Genomic DNA, 16,032 nt, shown 5'->3' with positions numbered 1-16,032 from the left:
CCGGCTTCCGGCTTCCGGCCGAGAATTGGCCGCGCTCGCACTCGTGTCCCGTACGGAAACTTTCCCTTCCGCGGGTCAGAACTTTTCCTGCCAGGGCCGGGGGAAGGGGGTCAGCGCCCCAGCTCCTTGGGGATCTCCCCGACGCGCAGCGGATCGGCGGGCTTCTCCAGGGGAGGCAGCGCCGGCAGCGCGTCCCACGGCACCTGCGCCTTGCGGAGGTCCTTGCGGATGCGCTCCGCGAGTTTTCTCGTGTCACGGCGGTTCATGACCGCCCCGACGGCGGCGCCGACCATGAACGGCATCAGGTTCGGCAGATTTCTGACCGTGCGCTTCATGATCTGCTGGCGCAGCTCGCGCTTCAGCTGGCCTCCGAGGGCCGCGTTGATCGTCGACGGTTTGGTCACGTCGATTCCGCGCTCCTCCGACCACGAACTCAGATACGTGGTGGAGCGCTGTTTCAGACTGCCCGGCGGCCGCAGGCCGTAGACCTCGTACAACTCCGCGATCATCTTCATCTCGATCGCGGCCACGCCGGTGATCTCGGCGGCCAGCTCCGTGGGCATAGCCGGAGGTACGGGCATCATCGCGGCCGCGCCGATTCCCGCGCCCACCGTGGAGGTCGCGTTGCAGGCGCCCGCCACGATCTTGTCCGCGAGCTGCTCGGGGCCGAGGCCCGGGAACTGCCTGCGGAGGGTCGCGAGGTCCCGTACGGGGATTCGCGGGGCGTTCTCGATGATGCGGTCGGTGAGGTACGCCAGGCCCGCCCTGGCGCGGCTGCCGCCCTTACGGACACCTTCCTTCACCCCGTGGCCGACAGCGGCGGCCCTGCGTTTGGCGACAGGCGCCTTGGGAACCGGCACCTCCAGGGCACCGGAGGCGCCTGTCGCGTCCACTGCTTCGAGCGAGGCCGGGTGGCCCCGCTCGTCGTCACGCATGCCGTCCGAGGACGGACCGGCCGCTCCCTGGTCACGAAAGCGGCGCTTCCAGGGCGGGGTCGAGCCTGTCACGGCCGACCCTGCCTCAGTCGCAGTCGCGGCAGATCGGCTGGCCGTTCTTCTCGCGGGCCAGCTGGCTGCGGTGGTGGACCAGGAAGCAGCTCATGCAGGTGAACTCGTCCTGCTGCTTCGGCAGGACCCGGACGGCCAACTCCTCGTTCGAGAGGTCCGCGCCGGGCAGTTCCAGGCCTTCTGCAGCCTCGAACTCGTCCACGTCGACCGCCGAAGTCGACTTGTCGTTCCGGCGAGCCTTCAGTTCTTCAAGGCTGTCCGAATCGACGTCGTCGTCGGTCTTGCGTGGGGTGTCGTAATCCGTTGCCATGTCGCTCTCCCCCTCTGGGTGTCTGCGGTGTCTCCAGCGCACGTAACGCGTGAGAGGCCGGACTTGTGCCCGACCCGAGGCGGAGATTTTGCCTCACATCAAGGTCTGTTACTCAATCGACACCCAATCGGACCCCTCAAGAGTGATCGGCTTGGATGGCGAACGGGACCGTACACGGTCCGAATGCCGCACTTCAAAGGCGTCTCACCGTGTACTTCCCGTGATCTCGACCCCCGAAAACCCGGATGTTCCCGGCTTTACGACAGCCTTCTTGATCACGGAGAGTAGATGGCCGGAAATTCGCCCTTGTGATCGATCACACACGAGGCAGCGCACTGCATGCCCAGAAAATTCCGCGCAAAGCGAACATCCTCGCGTGTCGGCGACATGGTCTCAGACGGGCAGGGTTACTCGCATCACCAGTCCACCCCCCTCACGCGGTTCCGCGGCGATATGACCGCCGTGGGCACGGGCCACCGACCTGGCGATCGACAGGCCAAGACCCACGCCCTTGTCACTGCCCGTCCGCTCCGTTCGCAGTCGCCGGAAAGGCTCGAAAAGATTGTCGATCTCGTACGCGGGCACCACGGGCCCCGTATTGGAGACCACGAGAACCGCCTGACCGTGCCGCACCTCTGTGGTCACCTCGACCCAGCCTTCCTCCGCCACGTTGTACCGCACGGCGTTCTGGACGAGGTTCAGGGCGATCCGCTCCAGGAGGACGCCACTGCCCTGGACGACCGCGGCTTCGCGCTTCCCGCGGATCGTCACGCCCTTCGCCTCCGCCTCGCCACGGGCCTGGTCGATGGCCTGTGAGGCGACCTCGGCGAGGTCGACCGGCTTGCGTTCGACGATCTGGTTGTCGCTGCGGGCGAGCAGCAGCAGGCCCTCGACGAGCTGCTCGCTGCGCTCGTTCGTGGCGAGCAGCGTCTTGCCGAGCTGCTGCAGCTCCACGGGCGCTCCCGGATCGGACAGATGCACCTCGAGAAGCGTGCGGTTGATCGCCAGCGGCGTCCGCAGCTCGTGCGAGGCGTTCCCGACGAACCGCTGCTGGGCCGTGAAGGCTCTCTGCAGCCGCTCCAGCATGTCGTCGAAGGTGTCCGCCAGCTCCTTGAACTCGTCGTCCGGACCGTCCAGCTCGATCCGCCGCGACAGGTCCGACCCCGCGACCGCACGCGCGGTGCGCGTGATCCGCCCGAGCGGCGACAGCACCCGGCCGGCCATCGCGTAGCCGAAGGCGAACGCGATGACCGCGAGGCCCAGGAGGGCGAGGAGGGAGCGGCTGAGGAGGCCGTCCAGAGCATGCTGCTGCTGGGTGGCTGTGCACTCCTTGAGCATCGCGTTCAGCTCTTGGTTGCTCCCGGCGTCGCTCAGCTGGGGGCAGTTCTCGCTGAAGAGCTTGAGGTTGCTCCCGGTCACCTGGAAGGAGACGCTGCTGCCCTCGCGGAGGGCCTGGGCCGCCAACAGATAGATGATCGACAACAGCAGGATCCCGGCGATCAGGAACATGCCGCCGTACAGCAGCGTGAGCCGTATCCGGATGGTCGGACGCAGCCAGGGGAACGGCGGCTCCGGTTTCCTCGGATCCCAGGTGGGTTTCGGGGGCGCCTTGGGAGGAGCGGGTGTCGAGGTCATCGAATATCAGATCCGGTAGCCGGAACCGGGCACCGTGACGATGACCGGGGGCTCACCGAGCTTGCGGCGCAGGGTCATCACGGTGACGCGCACGACGTTGGTGAACGGGTCCGTGTTCTCGTCCCAGGCCTTCTCCAGGAGCTGCTCGGCGGAGACGACGGCGCCCTCGCTGCGCAGCAGGACCTCAAGGACGGCGAACTCCTTGGGCGCGAGCTGGACCTCCTTGCCGTCGCGGAAGACCTCACGGCGGTTGGGGTCGAGCTTGATCCCGGCGCGCTCCAGGACGGGCGGCAGCGGCATGCTCGTACGCCGGCCGAGGGCACGCACGCGTGCCGTCAGCTCGCTGAACGCGAAGGGCTTGGGGAGGTAGTCGTCGGCGCCGATCTCCAGGCCCTCCACGCGGTCGCTGACGTCTCCGGAGGCCGTGAGCATCAGCACGCGGGTGGGCATGCCGAGTTCGACGATCTTGCGGCAGACGTCGTCTCCGTGCACGAGGGGGAGGTCACGGTCGAGGACGACCACGTCGTAGTCGTTGACGCCGATGCGCTCCAGGGCGGCCGCGCCGTCGTACACGACGTCGACGGCCATGGCCTCCCGGCGCAGTCCGGTGGCCACCGCATCGGCGAGCAGTTGCTCGTCCTCGACGACGAGTACGCGCACGTCGCTTGTCCTTCCTCTGTCCACCCGCGTAGCGCCTCCTCGGCGCACGCGGGCAGGGTCTGTCGCGGGTTGAGTCTCCATCCTGCCCTTTTCGGCCATAAGTCGGCTGTAAGGCGGGTGCGGGGGCCGGGGAATGCCAGATTTTCTCGTGCGGTTGAGGTTTCCGTGGAAGGGAGCGGGGGGAGGACGGCTTTACACCCCGCGATCACGCTCTGCTTGTGCCGCACCACCATGCGGTATGTCACGGTCCGCTTCCGCAGGGCGGGCGTGGGTGTCCGGCACCGTCGCCGCCCAGTGCGGGCAGTGCTGGGCACCCTGGAGACGTGATCGCCCCTTCCGAACGGCACACCCCCGTGCCACCGACCCACGACCCAGGACGAGGGGGCGCAGCATGGACGCATTCACCGCAGGACTTCTGCAGCGCATAAGGGCGACCGAGTCCGACCTGACGATGGCTCGCGAGACCGGCGACGACTTCCTCGCTGAGGTCGAGCAGGCAGAGCTCGACGACCTGCACCGCCTTGCCGCCGAGCACGGCGTGCAGGTCGGCGCGTCACACGTCTGATCAGCTCGCACAAAAGCAGGCCCCGGCATCGATCCAGTGCCGGGGCCTGCTTTTTTGTCACCGCTGTTCTACTCGGTGTCAGCCGTGCTGGGTGATCACGCGCGCTCAGTCGTGCCAGGCGCCCAGTTCTTCCAGGCGGGCCTGGAGCGGTTCGAAGAGGCCGGGTGGGGCTGCGATGGTCAGGTCTGTCGAGAGGGGGTCTCCGGGGCGTCCGCCGGTCAGGGCTCCCGCCTCGCGGGCGATCAGGTCGCCGGCGGCGTAGTCCCAGGGGTTCAGGCCCCGCTCGTAGTACGCGTCCAGGCGGCCCGTCGCCACGTCGCACAGGTCGATCGCCGCCGAGCCGCCGCGGCGGATGTCCCGGACCTGGGGGATCAGGTGTCCGACCACCTCGGCCTGCCGGGCCCGGCGCTCGGCGACATAGCCGAAGCCGGTGCCGACGAGGGCCAGCCCGAAGGCGGGGGCGGGCCGCACGCGCGCGGGGCGGTCGTTCACGTACGCGCCCTGCCCCAGGACGGCCCGGTAGGTCTCCGCGCGCATCGGGGCGTGCACCACCCCGACGACGGCCTCACCGTCCTTGAGGGCCGCGATGGACACGGACCAACTCGGCAGTCCGTACAGGTAGTTGACCGTGCCGTCGATCGGGTCGATCACCCACTGGACGCCGCTGCTGCCCTCGACGCTGGCGCCCTCCTCGCCGAGCACCCCGTCGTCCGGCCTGCGGTCGGCCAGCAGACCGGTGATCAGCTTCTCGGACGCGATGTCCATCTCGGTGACGACGTCGACGGCACTGGACTTGGTGGCGGCCACGCCCAGGTCGTCCGGGCGGCCGTCACGCAGGAAGGCGCCCGCGCGGTGGGCCGCGTCGAGCGCGATCTCCAGCAGCTCGGCCTTCAGCTCGTCGTTCGCTGTGGCGGTCACGGTGCTCCTCATGCGTACGGGCTGTCGGCGCCCGCGGCTGCGGGCTTGGGGGCGCGGGCCGGGCAGCAGCCCACGGGACACAGGTTGTGGCTCGGGCCCAGGGCGCCGAGCGCGCAGGGCGTCACGTCCCGGGCGCTGTCCGCGGCGGCCCGCTCCAGGACCAGCTCGCGGATCGCGGCGGCGAACCGCGGGTCGGCGCCCACGGTGGCCGAGCGGCGGACCGGCAGTCCCAGCTCCTCGGCCTTCGCCGTGGCCTCCGTGTCGAGGTCGTAGAGGACCTCCATGTGGTCCGAGACGAACCCGATGGGTGCCATGACGACGGCCGGGACTCCGGCGCCGTGCAGCTCTTCCAGGTGGTCGCAGATGTCCGGCTCCAGCCACGGAATGTGCGGGGCGCCCGAGCGCGACTGGTAGACGAGCTGCCAGGGGTGGTCGATCCCGGTCCGCTCGCGCACGGCGTCGGCGACGAGCCGTGCGACGTCCAGGTGCTGCCTCACGTACGCCCCGCCGTCGCCGTGGTCCTCGACCGGGCCCGAGGTGTCCGCCGAGGCGTTCGGGATCGAGTGGGTCGTGAAGGCGAGGTGCGCTCCCGCGCGGACGTCCTCGGGAAGCTCCGCGAGGGACTTCAGAAGGCCCTCGATCATGGGCTCCAGGAAGCCGGGGTGGTTGAAGTAGTGCCGCAGCTTGTCGATGCGCGGCAGCTCCAGGCCATCCCCCTCCAGGGTGGCCAGGGCCCCGGCGAGGTCCTCGCGGTACTGCCGGCAGCCCGAGTACGAGGCGTACGCGCTCGTGGCGAGGACCAGGACCCGGCGGCGGCCGTCGGCGACCATCTCGCGCAGGGTGTCGGTCAGATACGGGCCCCAGTTCCGGTTGCCCCAGTACACCGGCAGGTCGAGCCCGTGCTCCGCGAAGTCCTTGCGGAGGGCGTCCAGCAGGGCGCGGTTCTGGTCGTTGATGGGGCTGACCCCGCCGAACAGGAAGTAGTGCTGTCCCACTTCCTTGAGGCGTTCCTTGGGGATTCCCCGTCCACGCGTCACGTTCTCCAGGAACGGGACCACGTCGTCGGGGCCCTCGGGGCCGCCGAACGAGAGCAGGAGCAGGGCGTCGTAGGGGGTGGCATCGAGCGCGTCTCGCATGCCTCGATCCTGCCACCCGGCTCCGACAGCGGGACAACGGCGGGGTGCCGGACCGGAGGCGGACAAGGTGATGGCCGACATCCGCGTATGGGTTAGGGTCACCTGACTCGTAAGCTGTATCAGCCGCATTCACGCCTTACCGGACCGCTCCCGGAGACCCCCGTGCCCAGCCCCTACCGCGCCCTGTTCGCAGCCCCCGGCTCCAAGGGCTTCACCACCGCGGGCCTCCTCGGCCGGATGCCGCTGTCGATGATGGGCATCGGCGTGGTCACGATGATCTCGCAGCTCACCGGGCGGTACGGGCTCGCGGGCGCGCTCTCGGCGACCATGGCGCTGTCCGCCGCGGTGTTCGGCCCGCAGATATCCCGCCTGGTGGACCGGCACGGGCAGCGGCGCGTGCTGCGCCCCGCCACACTGTTCGCGCTCGCCGCGTCCGCCGGGCTGCTGCCGGCCGCGCACTTCGGCTGGCCGGACTGGGTGCTGTTCCTCTGCTCGGCCGGCATCGGCTGCGTGCCGAGCATCGGCGCGATGACCCGGGCGCGCTGGGCCTATCTGTTCCGGGGCAAGCCCCAGCTGCACACCGCGTACGCCTTCGAGTCCGTCGTCGACGAGATCTGCTTCATCTTCGGGCCGATCATCTCCATCGGGCTGTCCACCGTCTGGTTCCCGGAGGCCGGGCCGCTGCTCGCGGCCTGCTTCCTGGCGGCCGGCGTCTTCTGGCTGACCTCCCAGCGCGCCACCGAACCCCCGCCGCATCCGCGCGAGCACCACACGGGCGGCTCGGCCCTGCGCTCGGCCGGACTGCAGGTCCTGGTGGCCACGTTCGTGGCGACGGGGGCGATCTTCGGGGCGGTCGACGTGGTCACCGTCGCCTTCGCCGACGAGCAGGGCCACAAGGGGGCCGCGAGCGTCGTCCTGGCCGTGTACGCGGCGGGCTCCTGTCTGGCGGGGGCCGTGTTCGGACTGCTGCGCCTCGGCGGAGCACCCGCCCGCAGGTGGGCGCTGGGCGTATGCACCATGGCCGTGAGTATGATCCCCCTCCTACTGGTCGGAAACTTGCCGTTCCTGGCCGTGGCGCTGTTCGTTGCGGGCCTGTCCATCGCGCCGACGATGATCACGACGATGGCCCTCGTCGAACTGCACGTACCTCGCGCGAAACTGACCGAAGGCATGACGTGGGTGAGCACCGGACTCATGGTCGGGGTCGCGCTCGGCTCCTCCCTGTCCGGCTGGGTGATCGACACGGCCGGGGCGCGGGCCGGGTACGGGGTTCCGGTCGCGGCCGGAGCAGTCGCGGTCGCGGTGGGATTCCTGGGGTATCGCCGGCTCAGCAGGCCGGTTCCGCAGCGGGAGGGGACCCATGAGCAGCACAGTGAGCGGGAAGAGCGGCACCTGGCGTAACTGGGCGGGGAACGTCACCGCCCGGCCGGCCCGGGAAGTCACTCCGGCGTCCGTCGAGGAACTCTCCGCCGCCGTGCGCCAGGCCGCGGAGGACGGGCTCAGGGTGAAGGCCGTCGGCACCGGTCACTCCTTCACGGCCGCCGCAGCCACCGACGGCGTGTTGATCCGCCCTCAACTGTTGACCGGGATCCGCAAGGTTGATCGTGAGGCAGGCACCGTCACCGTCGAGGCGGGCACCCCGCTCAAGCGTCTCAACCTGGCTCTCGCGCGCGAGGGACTGTCGCTCACGAACATGGGCGACATCATGGAGCAGACGGTCTCGGGGGCGGTCAGCACCGGGACGCACGGCACCGGCCGCGACTCCGCCTCGATAGCCGCCCAGATCACGGGACTTGAGCTGGTGACGGCCGACGGCTCGGTCCTCAGCTGCTCGGAGAAAGAGAACCCCGAGGTGTTCGCGGCGGCCCGCGTCGGCATCGGCGCCCTGGGGATCATCACCGCGATCACCTTCTCCGTAGAGCCCACTTTTCTTCTCACGGCCCGTGAGGAGCCGATGAGCTTCGACGAGGTGACGGGTTCCTTCGACGAACTGTTCGCGGAGAACGAGCACTTCGAGTTCTACTGGTTCCCGCACACCGGCAACTGCAACACCAAGCGCAACAACCGCAGCGCGGGCCCGGAGAGACCGGTCGGCACCGTGCGCGGCCTCTTCGAGGACGAGTTCCTCTCCAACGGCGTCTTCCAGGTGGCCAATTACGTGGGCCGGGCCGTGCCCGCCACGATCCCCTCGATCGCCAGGATCTCCAGCCGCGCCCTGTCCGCGCGCACCTACACCGACATTCCCTACAAGGTCTTCACTTCCCCGCGCCGGGTCCGCTTCACGGAGATGGAGTTCGCCGTCCCGCGCGAGGCGCTCGTCGAGACGCTGCGCGAACTGAAGGCCATGGTCGACCGTTCGCCACTGCGCATCAGCTTCCCGGTGGAGGTGCGTACGGCGCCCGCGGACGACATCACGCTCTCCACCGCGTCCGGCCGGGACACCGCGTACATCGCCGTCCACATGTTCCGGGGCACGCCGTACCAGGCGTACTTCAGCGCCGCCGAGCGGATCTTCACCGCGCACGAGGGGCGGCCGCACTGGGGCAAGGTGCACACGCGCGACGCGGAGTACTTCGCCGATGTCTACCCGCGCTTCGGCGAGTTCACCGAGCTGCGGGACCGGCTCGACCCTGAACGGCGGTTCGGGAACGACTACTTGCGCCGGGTGCTGGGCGAGTAGACGCGGACGTTTGCACGAGACTACGAGACGCCCGCGCGAGAAGAGGACGTACAGGCGAAACGATTAGTTCCGTTTGCGGTGATTCAGTGAAGCGCGCCACGCGCCATGGTCACCGGAACGTCGCCCCGGGTGGCCAACTCCCGTCCCCGGACAGAAGTTCGGCGGCGTGCCGATCCACGCAAGTGGCCCGAATGGAGTACTGTTGCGAGCCCTGGGTCCGGACACTCGCCAGGGCGTCCGGGGCCTTCCAGGACCGCCGGGAGGGGGCTCGTTGCACAGGGTGATGGAGTTCGTCACTTAGCGTTGCGAATAGGTAACCGTGCCATAACGGCGATCCCGGGCCACCGCCCGACACGCCGGGCAACTCGGCAAGGTTGTGGCAGGCTGCACCCGGGCAGGCCACACTCGACTAGCGGAAGCAGCGACGCACGTGACGTCGGCAGGCACCACCCGGGAGGTCCCCATGCCCGAACTGCGTGTCGTGGCCGTCTCTAACGACGGCACACGGCTGGTGCTGAAGGCTGCGGACAGCACGGAGTACACGCTTCCGATCGATGAGCGTCTGCGCGCCGCTGTACGCGGCGACCGTCCCCGCCTCGGCCAGATCGAGATCGAGGTGGAGAGCCATCTCCGCCCCCGAGACATCCAGGCACGTATACGTGCGGGAGCGTCCGCCGAAGAGGTGGCCCAGCTCGCCGGTATCCCCGTCGACCGGGTGCGTCGCTTCGAAGGACCCGTACTCGCCGAGCGTGCCTTCATGGCGGAGCGTGCCCGGAAGACCCCTGTCCGCCGTCCTGGCGAAACCACCGGTCCCCAACTCGGCGAGGCGGTGCAGGAGCGGCTCACGCTGCGCGGCGCCGACAAGGAGACCGTCCAGTGGGACTCCTGGCGCCGTGACGACGGCACCTGGGAAGTCCTGCTGGTCTACCGGGTGGCGGGCGAACCGCACGCGGCGAGCTGGACGTACGACCCGCCCCGGCGGCTCGTCCAGGCCGTGGACGACGAGGCGCGCTCGCTGATCGGCGAGTCCGACGACCTCGCCGCGGCCGAGCCCAGCTTCCCGTTCGTGCCGCGCATCGCCCGGCTGCCGCGCGACCGTCCGATGGACCGTGCCCTGGACCGGCAGACGGAGCGGCCGAGCCTGCCCTCGCCGTCGCCCGAGCCGGACCTGGAGGAGACCGCCAGCGAGCGCGATTCGCTGACCAGCCTCCTGGAGGCGGTGCCCAGCTTCCGCGGCGACATGGTGGTGCCCGAGCGTCCGTCGACGGCTCCCGTGCCCGCCGCCTCGACGACCTCCACCACGGAGCGTCCCGAGGTGGAGGAACCGCTCGACGCGGAGCCCGAGGCGGAGGAGCCCCCGGCTCCCGCGGCCTCGGCGGGTTCCGCGTACGCGGACGTGCTCATGCCGCGCTCGGTGGCCAGTCACCGCGACCGGCTGATCGGTGCGACCGACCGGCAGGCCGAGGCGGACGGGGTGCGTCCGGGACGCAGAGCGGCCGTACCGAGCTGGGACGAGATCGTCTTCGGGACACGCAGGAAGAAGCAGGACTAGGACATGCCGGAAAGGGCTCGCACCACCTTGGTGCGAGCCCTTTCCGCTGCCGTGCGCCGTTCCCCCATGGAGCTGCTGCTACTGCGGGTCCGGACCCGTCGCCACCGGGCGGTTGTCGTCCTGGGACCACTCCGACCAGGAACCCACGTACAGCGCGGCCGGGATGCCCGCGACCGTGAGCGCGAGGACCTCGTGCGCGCCGGAGACGCCCGAGCCGCAGTAGACGCCGACCTCGGAAGTGCCGGTCGCGCCCAGCGACTTGAAGTGGTCGGCGAGGTCCGCGGCGGGGCGGAACTGGCCGGATTCGGCCACGTTCTCCGTGGTGGGCGCGGAGACCGCCCCGGGGATGTGCCCGCCGACGCGGTCGATGGGCTCGACGTCGCCCCGGTAGCGCTCGGCGGCCCGCGCGTCCAGGAGCAGACCGGTACGGGCCAACGCCGCGGCGCCGTCGGCGTCGAGGAGGGACAGCGCGCCGGGGGCCGGTTCGAAGGTGCCGGCGGAGGGCGAGGGGCTGCCGGACTCGACCGGGCCGCTCCAGGCCGCGAGGCCGCCGTCAAGCACACGCACCGACGGATGACCCGTCCAGCGCAGCAGCCACCAGGCGCGCGCGGCGGCCCAGCCGAGCCCTCCGTCGTACACGACCACGTCCCGGTTCTCGGACACACCGGCCGCCCGCACGGCCGCTCCGAAGACCTCCATGTCGGGCAGCGGATGGCGGCCCGCCGCTCCGGCGGGGGCGGCGAGTTCCGAGTCCAGGTCCACGTAGACGGCCCCCGGAATGTGCGCCTCCTCGTAGGCGGAGCGCAGGTTCGGGCCGCCCAGCTGCCAGCGGACGTCCAGGACGACCGGCGGATTCGGACCCGCCAGGTCGCTCGCGAGTTCGGGTGCGGAGATGATGGCGTTCATGGCCACCATCCTTGCGCACGGGGTGGCCGCATCGTCCAGCTCCGGCTACTCTGCTCGGCCGGGCCGCCCCGACCACTCGGCGTGCGGACCCGGCCACACGCTGTATGCCTGATGGACATCAGCAGGCAATGGCGGGGAAACGGATGGGAACCAGCAATTCGGGCATCCTCCCGCCATGGGCCACCCGGCCGGGGCGCGCCGTCCCCCTGGTGGTGCGAACATCGGCACCGGGCGCGGAATGCGCACGGCGGCGGAACACGCGGTTCGGTAGTGGAAGTGAAGCGGCCCCACGAGGCGCCGAGGAGAGGGTGACGATGACCGAGGCACGGGGGTCGGCCGGCCTGAACGGCAGTGCGTACACGCCCGGCACACCCTGCTGGGTGAGCCTGATGGTGCACGGGATGGCCGCGACCCAGGAGTTCTACGGGGACCTGTTCGGCTGGGAGTTCCAGCCCGGCCCGCAGCACCTCGGCTCGTACGTGCGGGCGCAGCTCGACGGTCAGGAGGTGGCGGGTATCGGCCAGCTTCCGCCCGACCGTCATCTGCCCATCGCCTGGACGCCCTACTTCGCCTCGGACGACGTGGACCTGACGGCGGAGACGGTCCGGCACTGCGGCGGCACGGTCGGCGTCGGCCCGCTCGACGCGGAGGACGCCGGGCGACTCGCGATCGCCTCGGACCCGGCGGGTGCCGTGTTCGGCGTCTGGCAGGCCGCCGCCCATCTCGGCACGGGCATCACCGAAGTCCCGGGCACTCCCACCTGGAACGAGCTGATGACCCGCGACTCCTCCGGCGTCGCCAAGTTCTACGAGACGGTCTTCGGTTTCGAGCAGGAGCCCGTCGTCTCCGCCGACTTCGACTACATCACCCTGCACATCAAGGGGCGCCCGGTGGCGGGCATCCACGGCGTCGGCAACTCCCTGCCCCGCGACCGGGGATCCCATTGGATGACGTACTTCGAGGTCGCGGACGTGGACGCGTCGCTCGCCCATCTGCTCGACCTGGGCGGCCATGTCCTCAAGCCCGCCCGGAACACCCCGCACGGCCGGATCGCCACGGTGGCGGACCCGGAGGGGGCGGTGTTCTCGGTGGTGCGGACGACTCACTGAGGGGAGCCACGGCGCCCTTCAGGGTCCCCTCACGGACAGGCGGGCCCCTGCCGGGCAGGCAGGCCCTCAGGTCCGGGACACCGCGTCCACCGGCAGCACGTCCGGGGAGAGCACGCCCGCGCGGGCGCTGGCCGCGGTCGTCCGGCGGCTGTGATGCCTGCGGCACAGGACCTCGTAGCCGATGTCCTCCGACTGGTCGACGTCACCGACGACGACCTGGGCACCCTCGACGACCATCCGGCCGCCTATGGTGCGGGCGTTGTGGGTGGCGCGGGCGCCGCACCAGCAGAGTGCCTCGACCTGGAGGACCTCGACCCGGTCGGCGAGTTCGACGAGGCGCTGGGAGCCGGGGAAGAGCTTGGAGCGGAAGTCCGTCGTGATGCCGAAGGCGAAGACGTCGATGCCCAGGTCGTCGACCACCCGGGCCAGTTGGTCGATCTGCTCGGGGGCGAGGAACTGCGCCTCGTCCGCGATGACGTAGTCCGCGCGGCCGCCCTTCGAGAGGTGGTCGACGACGTACGCGTACACGTCCTGGTCGTCCTCGACCTCCACCGCGTCCGTGACCAGGCCGAGGCGGGAGGACAGCTTGCCCTCGCCCGCGCGGTCGTCGCGGGTGAAGATCATGCCCTGCAGGCCGCGGGCCGAGCGGTTGTGCTCGATCTGGAGAGCCAGTGTCGACTTCCCGCAGTCCATGGTTCCGGAGAAGAACACCAGCTCGGGCATGGGGAGTTGAGCACCTTTCGGCATGAGGGGTTCGCTGGGCGGGCGGGCAGGGTCAGGAACGTACTTCCAGGAGCGGGATGTGCTGCTCGACCGGTGTCATCGAGCCGTGGTTGCCGACCATCGCCGACTCCTTCGGCTCCCGCTCGGACGCGATGATCAGCACGTCGTCGCGGGCGGCCGCGACCACGTCACCGATGCGCTCGTACACCCGCTCGTCGATGTGGGGGCCGAACCAGCCCGCCGCGATCGCCTCGTCCCGCGAGGCCACCCAGAACTGCTCGCCGAGCACCTCGCGCCAGCAGGTCAGGACGTCCGACTCGGCGCCCGGGACCGCGTAGACGTGCCGGGCGCGGCCCTCGCCGCCGAGGAGGGCGACTCCGGCGCGCAGCTCCCAGTCCTCGTCGAAGTCGATGCGGTGCTGCTCGTCGAAGGGGATGTCGATCATCCCGTGGTCCGCGGTGACGTACAGGGCGGTGCGTGGGGGCAGTTGCTCGGCCAGGCGCTGGACCAGCCGGTCCACGTACATGAGTTGTCCGCGCCAGGGGTCCGAGTCGACGCCGAAGCGGTGGCCCTTGCCGTCCACCTCCGCGTAGTACGTGTAGACCAGCGAGCGGTCCCCGGCGGCCAGTTGCTCGGCCGCGAGGTCCATGCGGTCCTCGCCGGTCAGCCGCCCGTGGAACGTGCCGCCGCTGAGGGCGACCTTGGTCAGCGGGGTGTTCTGGAAGTGCGGTGACGACACCTGGGCGGTGTGCACACCCGCCGCGTCGGCAAGCTGGAACAGGGTGGGGTACGGCTGCCACTTGCCCGGCTGCGTCCACGGCTGCCAGCGGAGCTGGTTCATCAGTTCGCCGGTCTCCGGGTTGCGCGCGGTGTAGCCGGGCAGTCCGTGCGCGCCCGGCGGCAGGCCCGTACCGACCGAGGCCAGGGAGGTCGCGGTGGTCGCGGGGTAGCCCGCTGTGATCGGGCGGCCGGTGCCGCCGCGGGAGCTGCCGAGGAGCGAGGTCATGAACGGGGCCTCGTCCGGATGCGTCCTCAGCTGCTCCCAGCCGAGGCCGTCGATCAGGAAGACGCAGTTCCGGTCGGCCGGGCTCAGTTCCGTGAGCGAGGCGGTGACGTCCGGGACGTCCATGCCCGCGGCCAGTGTGGGCAGCAGGTCGGCGAGCGAACCGGCCCCGTACTCGGGTACGGGAGCGGAGTCGAGGGAGAGCGGTTCCGGGTGGTCCCAGACTTGCTGGGACATCAGCGGGTGACGTCCGCGGTCGCCTCGGAGAGCGACTGCGCGAAGGCGAGGGTCTGCCGCACGGCGTCCGGACCGTCCCCGGCCTCGCTGACGCGCAGGCTCAGGTCGTCGGCCGTCGAACTGCCCGTGTACCCGTGGTCCGCCTCGCAGTTGGGGTCGCCGCAGGCGGCCGGCTCCAGGTCGATACGGGCGACCGCGCCCCAGCCGATGGTGAGGACGACCTCGCGCGGCAGCGTCCCCGGAACGTACTTCTCCGGATTGGCGACGACGCGGCTGAGAACCACCGACGAGATCCGGCCAAGCTTCACGGATTCGGTCGACGTGGTCGCGTACGGCGTCGGGGACGTGCTGTCCGCCGCCTGTTCGTCGGTGTGGCTCACGATGAAACGGTTTCCCGTGAGGACGAGCACCGTCACGTGCCGACGCACCTCGTTGGCGTCGAACGTCGTCTCCTGATGGACCAGGTACGACCGGATGGGCTCGCCGCCCACAGCGGCCTCCACAGCCTCGGCCACGAGGGCCGGGTAGTAGCCGCTGCGCTCGATCGCCGCTCGCAGCCCCTGGGTCGTCGTACTGGTCTTGGCCATGACGTCCATCCTACGGGGGCGCACTGACTGCGAGGCACCGCTCAGTACACAGGAAGCGTGCGCGGACCGAGGTCGTTGCGGACGGGCGGCGGCGCGAGCCGCACGGAGGCGCCGAGCACGCTCAGCCCGTTCGGGGCCACGACGACGGGCTCCAGGGACACGGAGACGACCTCGGGGTGGTCGTCGACAAGGCGTGACAGGCGCAGCAGCAGTTCCTCCAGGGCCACGACGTCCGCCGGCGCGGAGCCCCGCCAGCCGAAGAGGAGCGGTGCGGTCCGGATCGACCGGACCAGCGAGGCCGCGTCCCGGTCGGTGACCGGAATCAGCCGGTGCGCGGTGTCTCCGAGCAGCTCCGACGGGGCCCCGGCGAGCCCGAAGGAGAGCACCGCTCCGGCCGCCGGGTCTATGACGGCTCGTACGACCGTGTCGACGCCGCGCGGCGCCATCGCCTGCACCACCGGGCGCAGCTCCTCGGGCGTCCCGAAGAGGCTGGTCAACTCGGCGTACGCCCTGCGCAGTTGCTCCTCGTCCGCCAGATCCAGCCGTACGCCGCCGAGGTCGGCGCGGTGGCGCAGGTGGGGGGCGGTGGTCTTGAGCGCCACGGGGTAGCCGAGGCGCTCCGCGGCGGCGACGGCCTCGTCGGGTGTCGGCGCGGGCAGGGCACGGCGGACGTCGATGCCGTACCGCCCGAGCAGGGCGCAGGTGTCGTCGGGGCCGAGGGTGAGGCCGCCCATGCCACCGTCGCCGAGCAGGCCGTCGATCTGTTCGGCCGCTCCCTTCTCGTCGATGTCCTCGTACTCGGGGACGCGACCGGGGTCGGCGGCCTCGCGCCGCCACTGGCCGTACCTCACGGCCTCGGCGAGGGCGCGGACGGCCCGCTCGGCGGCGGGGTAGGCGGGGATGAGGCGGGAGTCGGCCTCGGCCTCGGGGACTTCCGCCACCGCCGGCGGGCGGTCCGCCGGGCGGATGGGGTGGTTGCTGCCCGCGAACGGAGGCGCGGGGCG

Annotated in this window: 16 protein-coding genes; 5 read left to right on the top strand and 11 right to left on the bottom strand. The window is 70.6% G+C overall.

Annotation, left to right across the window (positions count from 1 at the left end):
* Positions 1-110: 110 nt before the first annotated feature.
* From O3Q52_RS31590 to O3Q52_RS31575, 4 genes are all read right to left on the bottom strand, one after another.
* The gene (locus O3Q52_RS31590; protein ID WP_269652105.1) at positions 111-1,007 is read right to left on the bottom strand and encodes a hypothetical protein; all 897 of its coding nucleotides are present in this window, start codon (positions 1,005-1,007) and stop codon (positions 111-113) included.
* 13 nt (positions 1,008-1,020) lie between these two features.
* Positions 1,021-1,317: a DUF4193 domain-containing protein gene (locus O3Q52_RS31585; RefSeq protein ID WP_005481602.1), complete on the bottom strand. Its 297-nt coding sequence runs from the start codon at positions 1,315-1,317 to the stop codon at positions 1,021-1,023.
* Between the two features lie 393 nt (positions 1,318-1,710).
* Positions 1,711-2,952 (bottom strand): HAMP domain-containing sensor histidine kinase, encoded by a 1,242-nt coding sequence (locus O3Q52_RS31580; protein WP_269652104.1) that lies wholly within the window; start codon positions 2,950-2,952, stop codon positions 1,711-1,713.
* A 6-nt stretch (positions 2,953-2,958) separates the two neighbouring features.
* Complete coding sequence (locus tag O3Q52_RS31575) at positions 2,959-3,612, bottom strand: response regulator transcription factor (RefSeq protein ID WP_055615445.1); 654 nt, start codon at positions 3,610-3,612, stop codon at positions 2,959-2,961.
* A 391-nt stretch (positions 3,613-4,003) separates the two neighbouring features.
* On the opposite strand from O3Q52_RS31575, the gene O3Q52_RS31570 reads away from it, so the two are divergent.
* Positions 4,004-4,177, top strand: coding sequence for a hypothetical protein (locus O3Q52_RS31570; protein ID WP_266760762.1), 174 nt, complete (start codon positions 4,004-4,006; stop codon positions 4,175-4,177).
* Positions 4,178-4,282: 105 nt separating this feature from the next.
* Here the strand turns inward: O3Q52_RS31570 and O3Q52_RS31565 are convergent, their stop codons facing one another.
* Positions 4,283-5,107 (bottom strand): inositol monophosphatase family protein, encoded by an 825-nt coding sequence (locus O3Q52_RS31565; protein WP_269652103.1) that lies wholly within the window; start codon positions 5,105-5,107, stop codon positions 4,283-4,285.
* The gene (locus O3Q52_RS31560; protein ID WP_269652102.1) at positions 5,104-6,231 is read right to left on the bottom strand and encodes a ferrochelatase; all 1,128 of its coding nucleotides are present in this window, start codon (positions 6,229-6,231) and stop codon (positions 5,104-5,106) included. The genes O3Q52_RS31565 and O3Q52_RS31560 overlap by 4 nt, the downstream gene beginning before the upstream one ends.
* Positions 6,232-6,393: 162 nt before the next feature.
* Between O3Q52_RS31560 and O3Q52_RS31555 the strand changes: the two genes are divergently transcribed.
* From O3Q52_RS31555 to sepH, 3 genes are all read left to right on the top strand, one after another.
* Positions 6,394-7,632: an MFS transporter gene (locus O3Q52_RS31555; RefSeq protein WP_269652101.1), complete on the top strand. Its 1,239-nt coding sequence runs from the start codon at positions 6,394-6,396 to the stop codon at positions 7,630-7,632.
* The gene (locus O3Q52_RS31550; protein ID WP_266760754.1) at positions 7,592-8,911 is read left to right on the top strand and encodes a D-arabinono-1,4-lactone oxidase; all 1,320 of its coding nucleotides are present in this window, start codon (positions 7,592-7,594) and stop codon (positions 8,909-8,911) included. Before O3Q52_RS31555 ends, O3Q52_RS31550 begins: the two co-directional genes overlap by 41 nt.
* Positions 8,912-9,374: 463 nt before the next feature.
* Complete coding sequence (gene sepH / locus O3Q52_RS31545; RefSeq protein ID WP_055615440.1) at positions 9,375-10,463, top strand: septation protein SepH; 1,089 nt, start codon at positions 9,375-9,377, stop codon at positions 10,461-10,463.
* 78 nt (positions 10,464-10,541) lie between these two features.
* On the opposite strand, the gene O3Q52_RS31540 is transcribed toward sepH, so the two are convergent.
* Positions 10,542-11,369, bottom strand: coding sequence for a sulfurtransferase (locus tag O3Q52_RS31540; RefSeq protein WP_269652100.1), 828 nt, complete (start codon positions 11,367-11,369; stop codon positions 10,542-10,544).
* Positions 11,370-11,683: 314 nt separating this feature from the next.
* Here O3Q52_RS31540 and O3Q52_RS31535 point away from each other — a divergent pair, with 314 nt between their 5' ends.
* The gene (locus O3Q52_RS31535) at positions 11,684-12,478 is read left to right on the top strand and encodes a VOC family protein (RefSeq protein ID WP_055615438.1); all 795 of its coding nucleotides are present in this window, start codon (positions 11,684-11,686) and stop codon (positions 12,476-12,478) included.
* A gap of 66 nt (positions 12,479-12,544) precedes the next feature.
* On the opposite strand, the gene O3Q52_RS31530 is transcribed toward O3Q52_RS31535, so the two are convergent.
* The 4 genes from O3Q52_RS31530 to O3Q52_RS31515 all read right to left on the bottom strand — a co-directional run.
* Positions 12,545-13,201, bottom strand: coding sequence for a thymidine kinase (locus tag O3Q52_RS31530; RefSeq protein ID WP_055615437.1), 657 nt, complete (start codon positions 13,199-13,201; stop codon positions 12,545-12,547).
* Between the two features lie 52 nt (positions 13,202-13,253).
* Positions 13,254-14,441, bottom strand: coding sequence for an alkaline phosphatase family protein (locus tag O3Q52_RS31525; protein WP_269652098.1), 1,188 nt, complete (start codon positions 14,439-14,441; stop codon positions 13,254-13,256).
* Positions 14,441-15,028, bottom strand: coding sequence for a DUF5998 family protein (locus tag O3Q52_RS31520; RefSeq protein WP_143638176.1), 588 nt, complete (start codon positions 15,026-15,028; stop codon positions 14,441-14,443). Before O3Q52_RS31520 ends, O3Q52_RS31525 begins: the two co-directional genes overlap by 1 nt.
* Positions 15,029-15,069: 41 nt before the next feature.
* Positions 15,070-16,032 (bottom strand): acetate--CoA ligase family protein (locus O3Q52_RS31515; RefSeq protein ID WP_269652097.1); only part of this gene is annotated, 963 nt, incomplete at its 5' end.

The organism is Streptomyces sp. ActVer (assembly GCF_027270795.1).
GTDB lineage: Bacteria > Actinomycetota > Actinomycetes > Streptomycetales > Streptomycetaceae > Streptomyces > Streptomyces umbrinus_A.
This window is presented reverse-complemented; position numbering and strand designations above follow the sequence as displayed.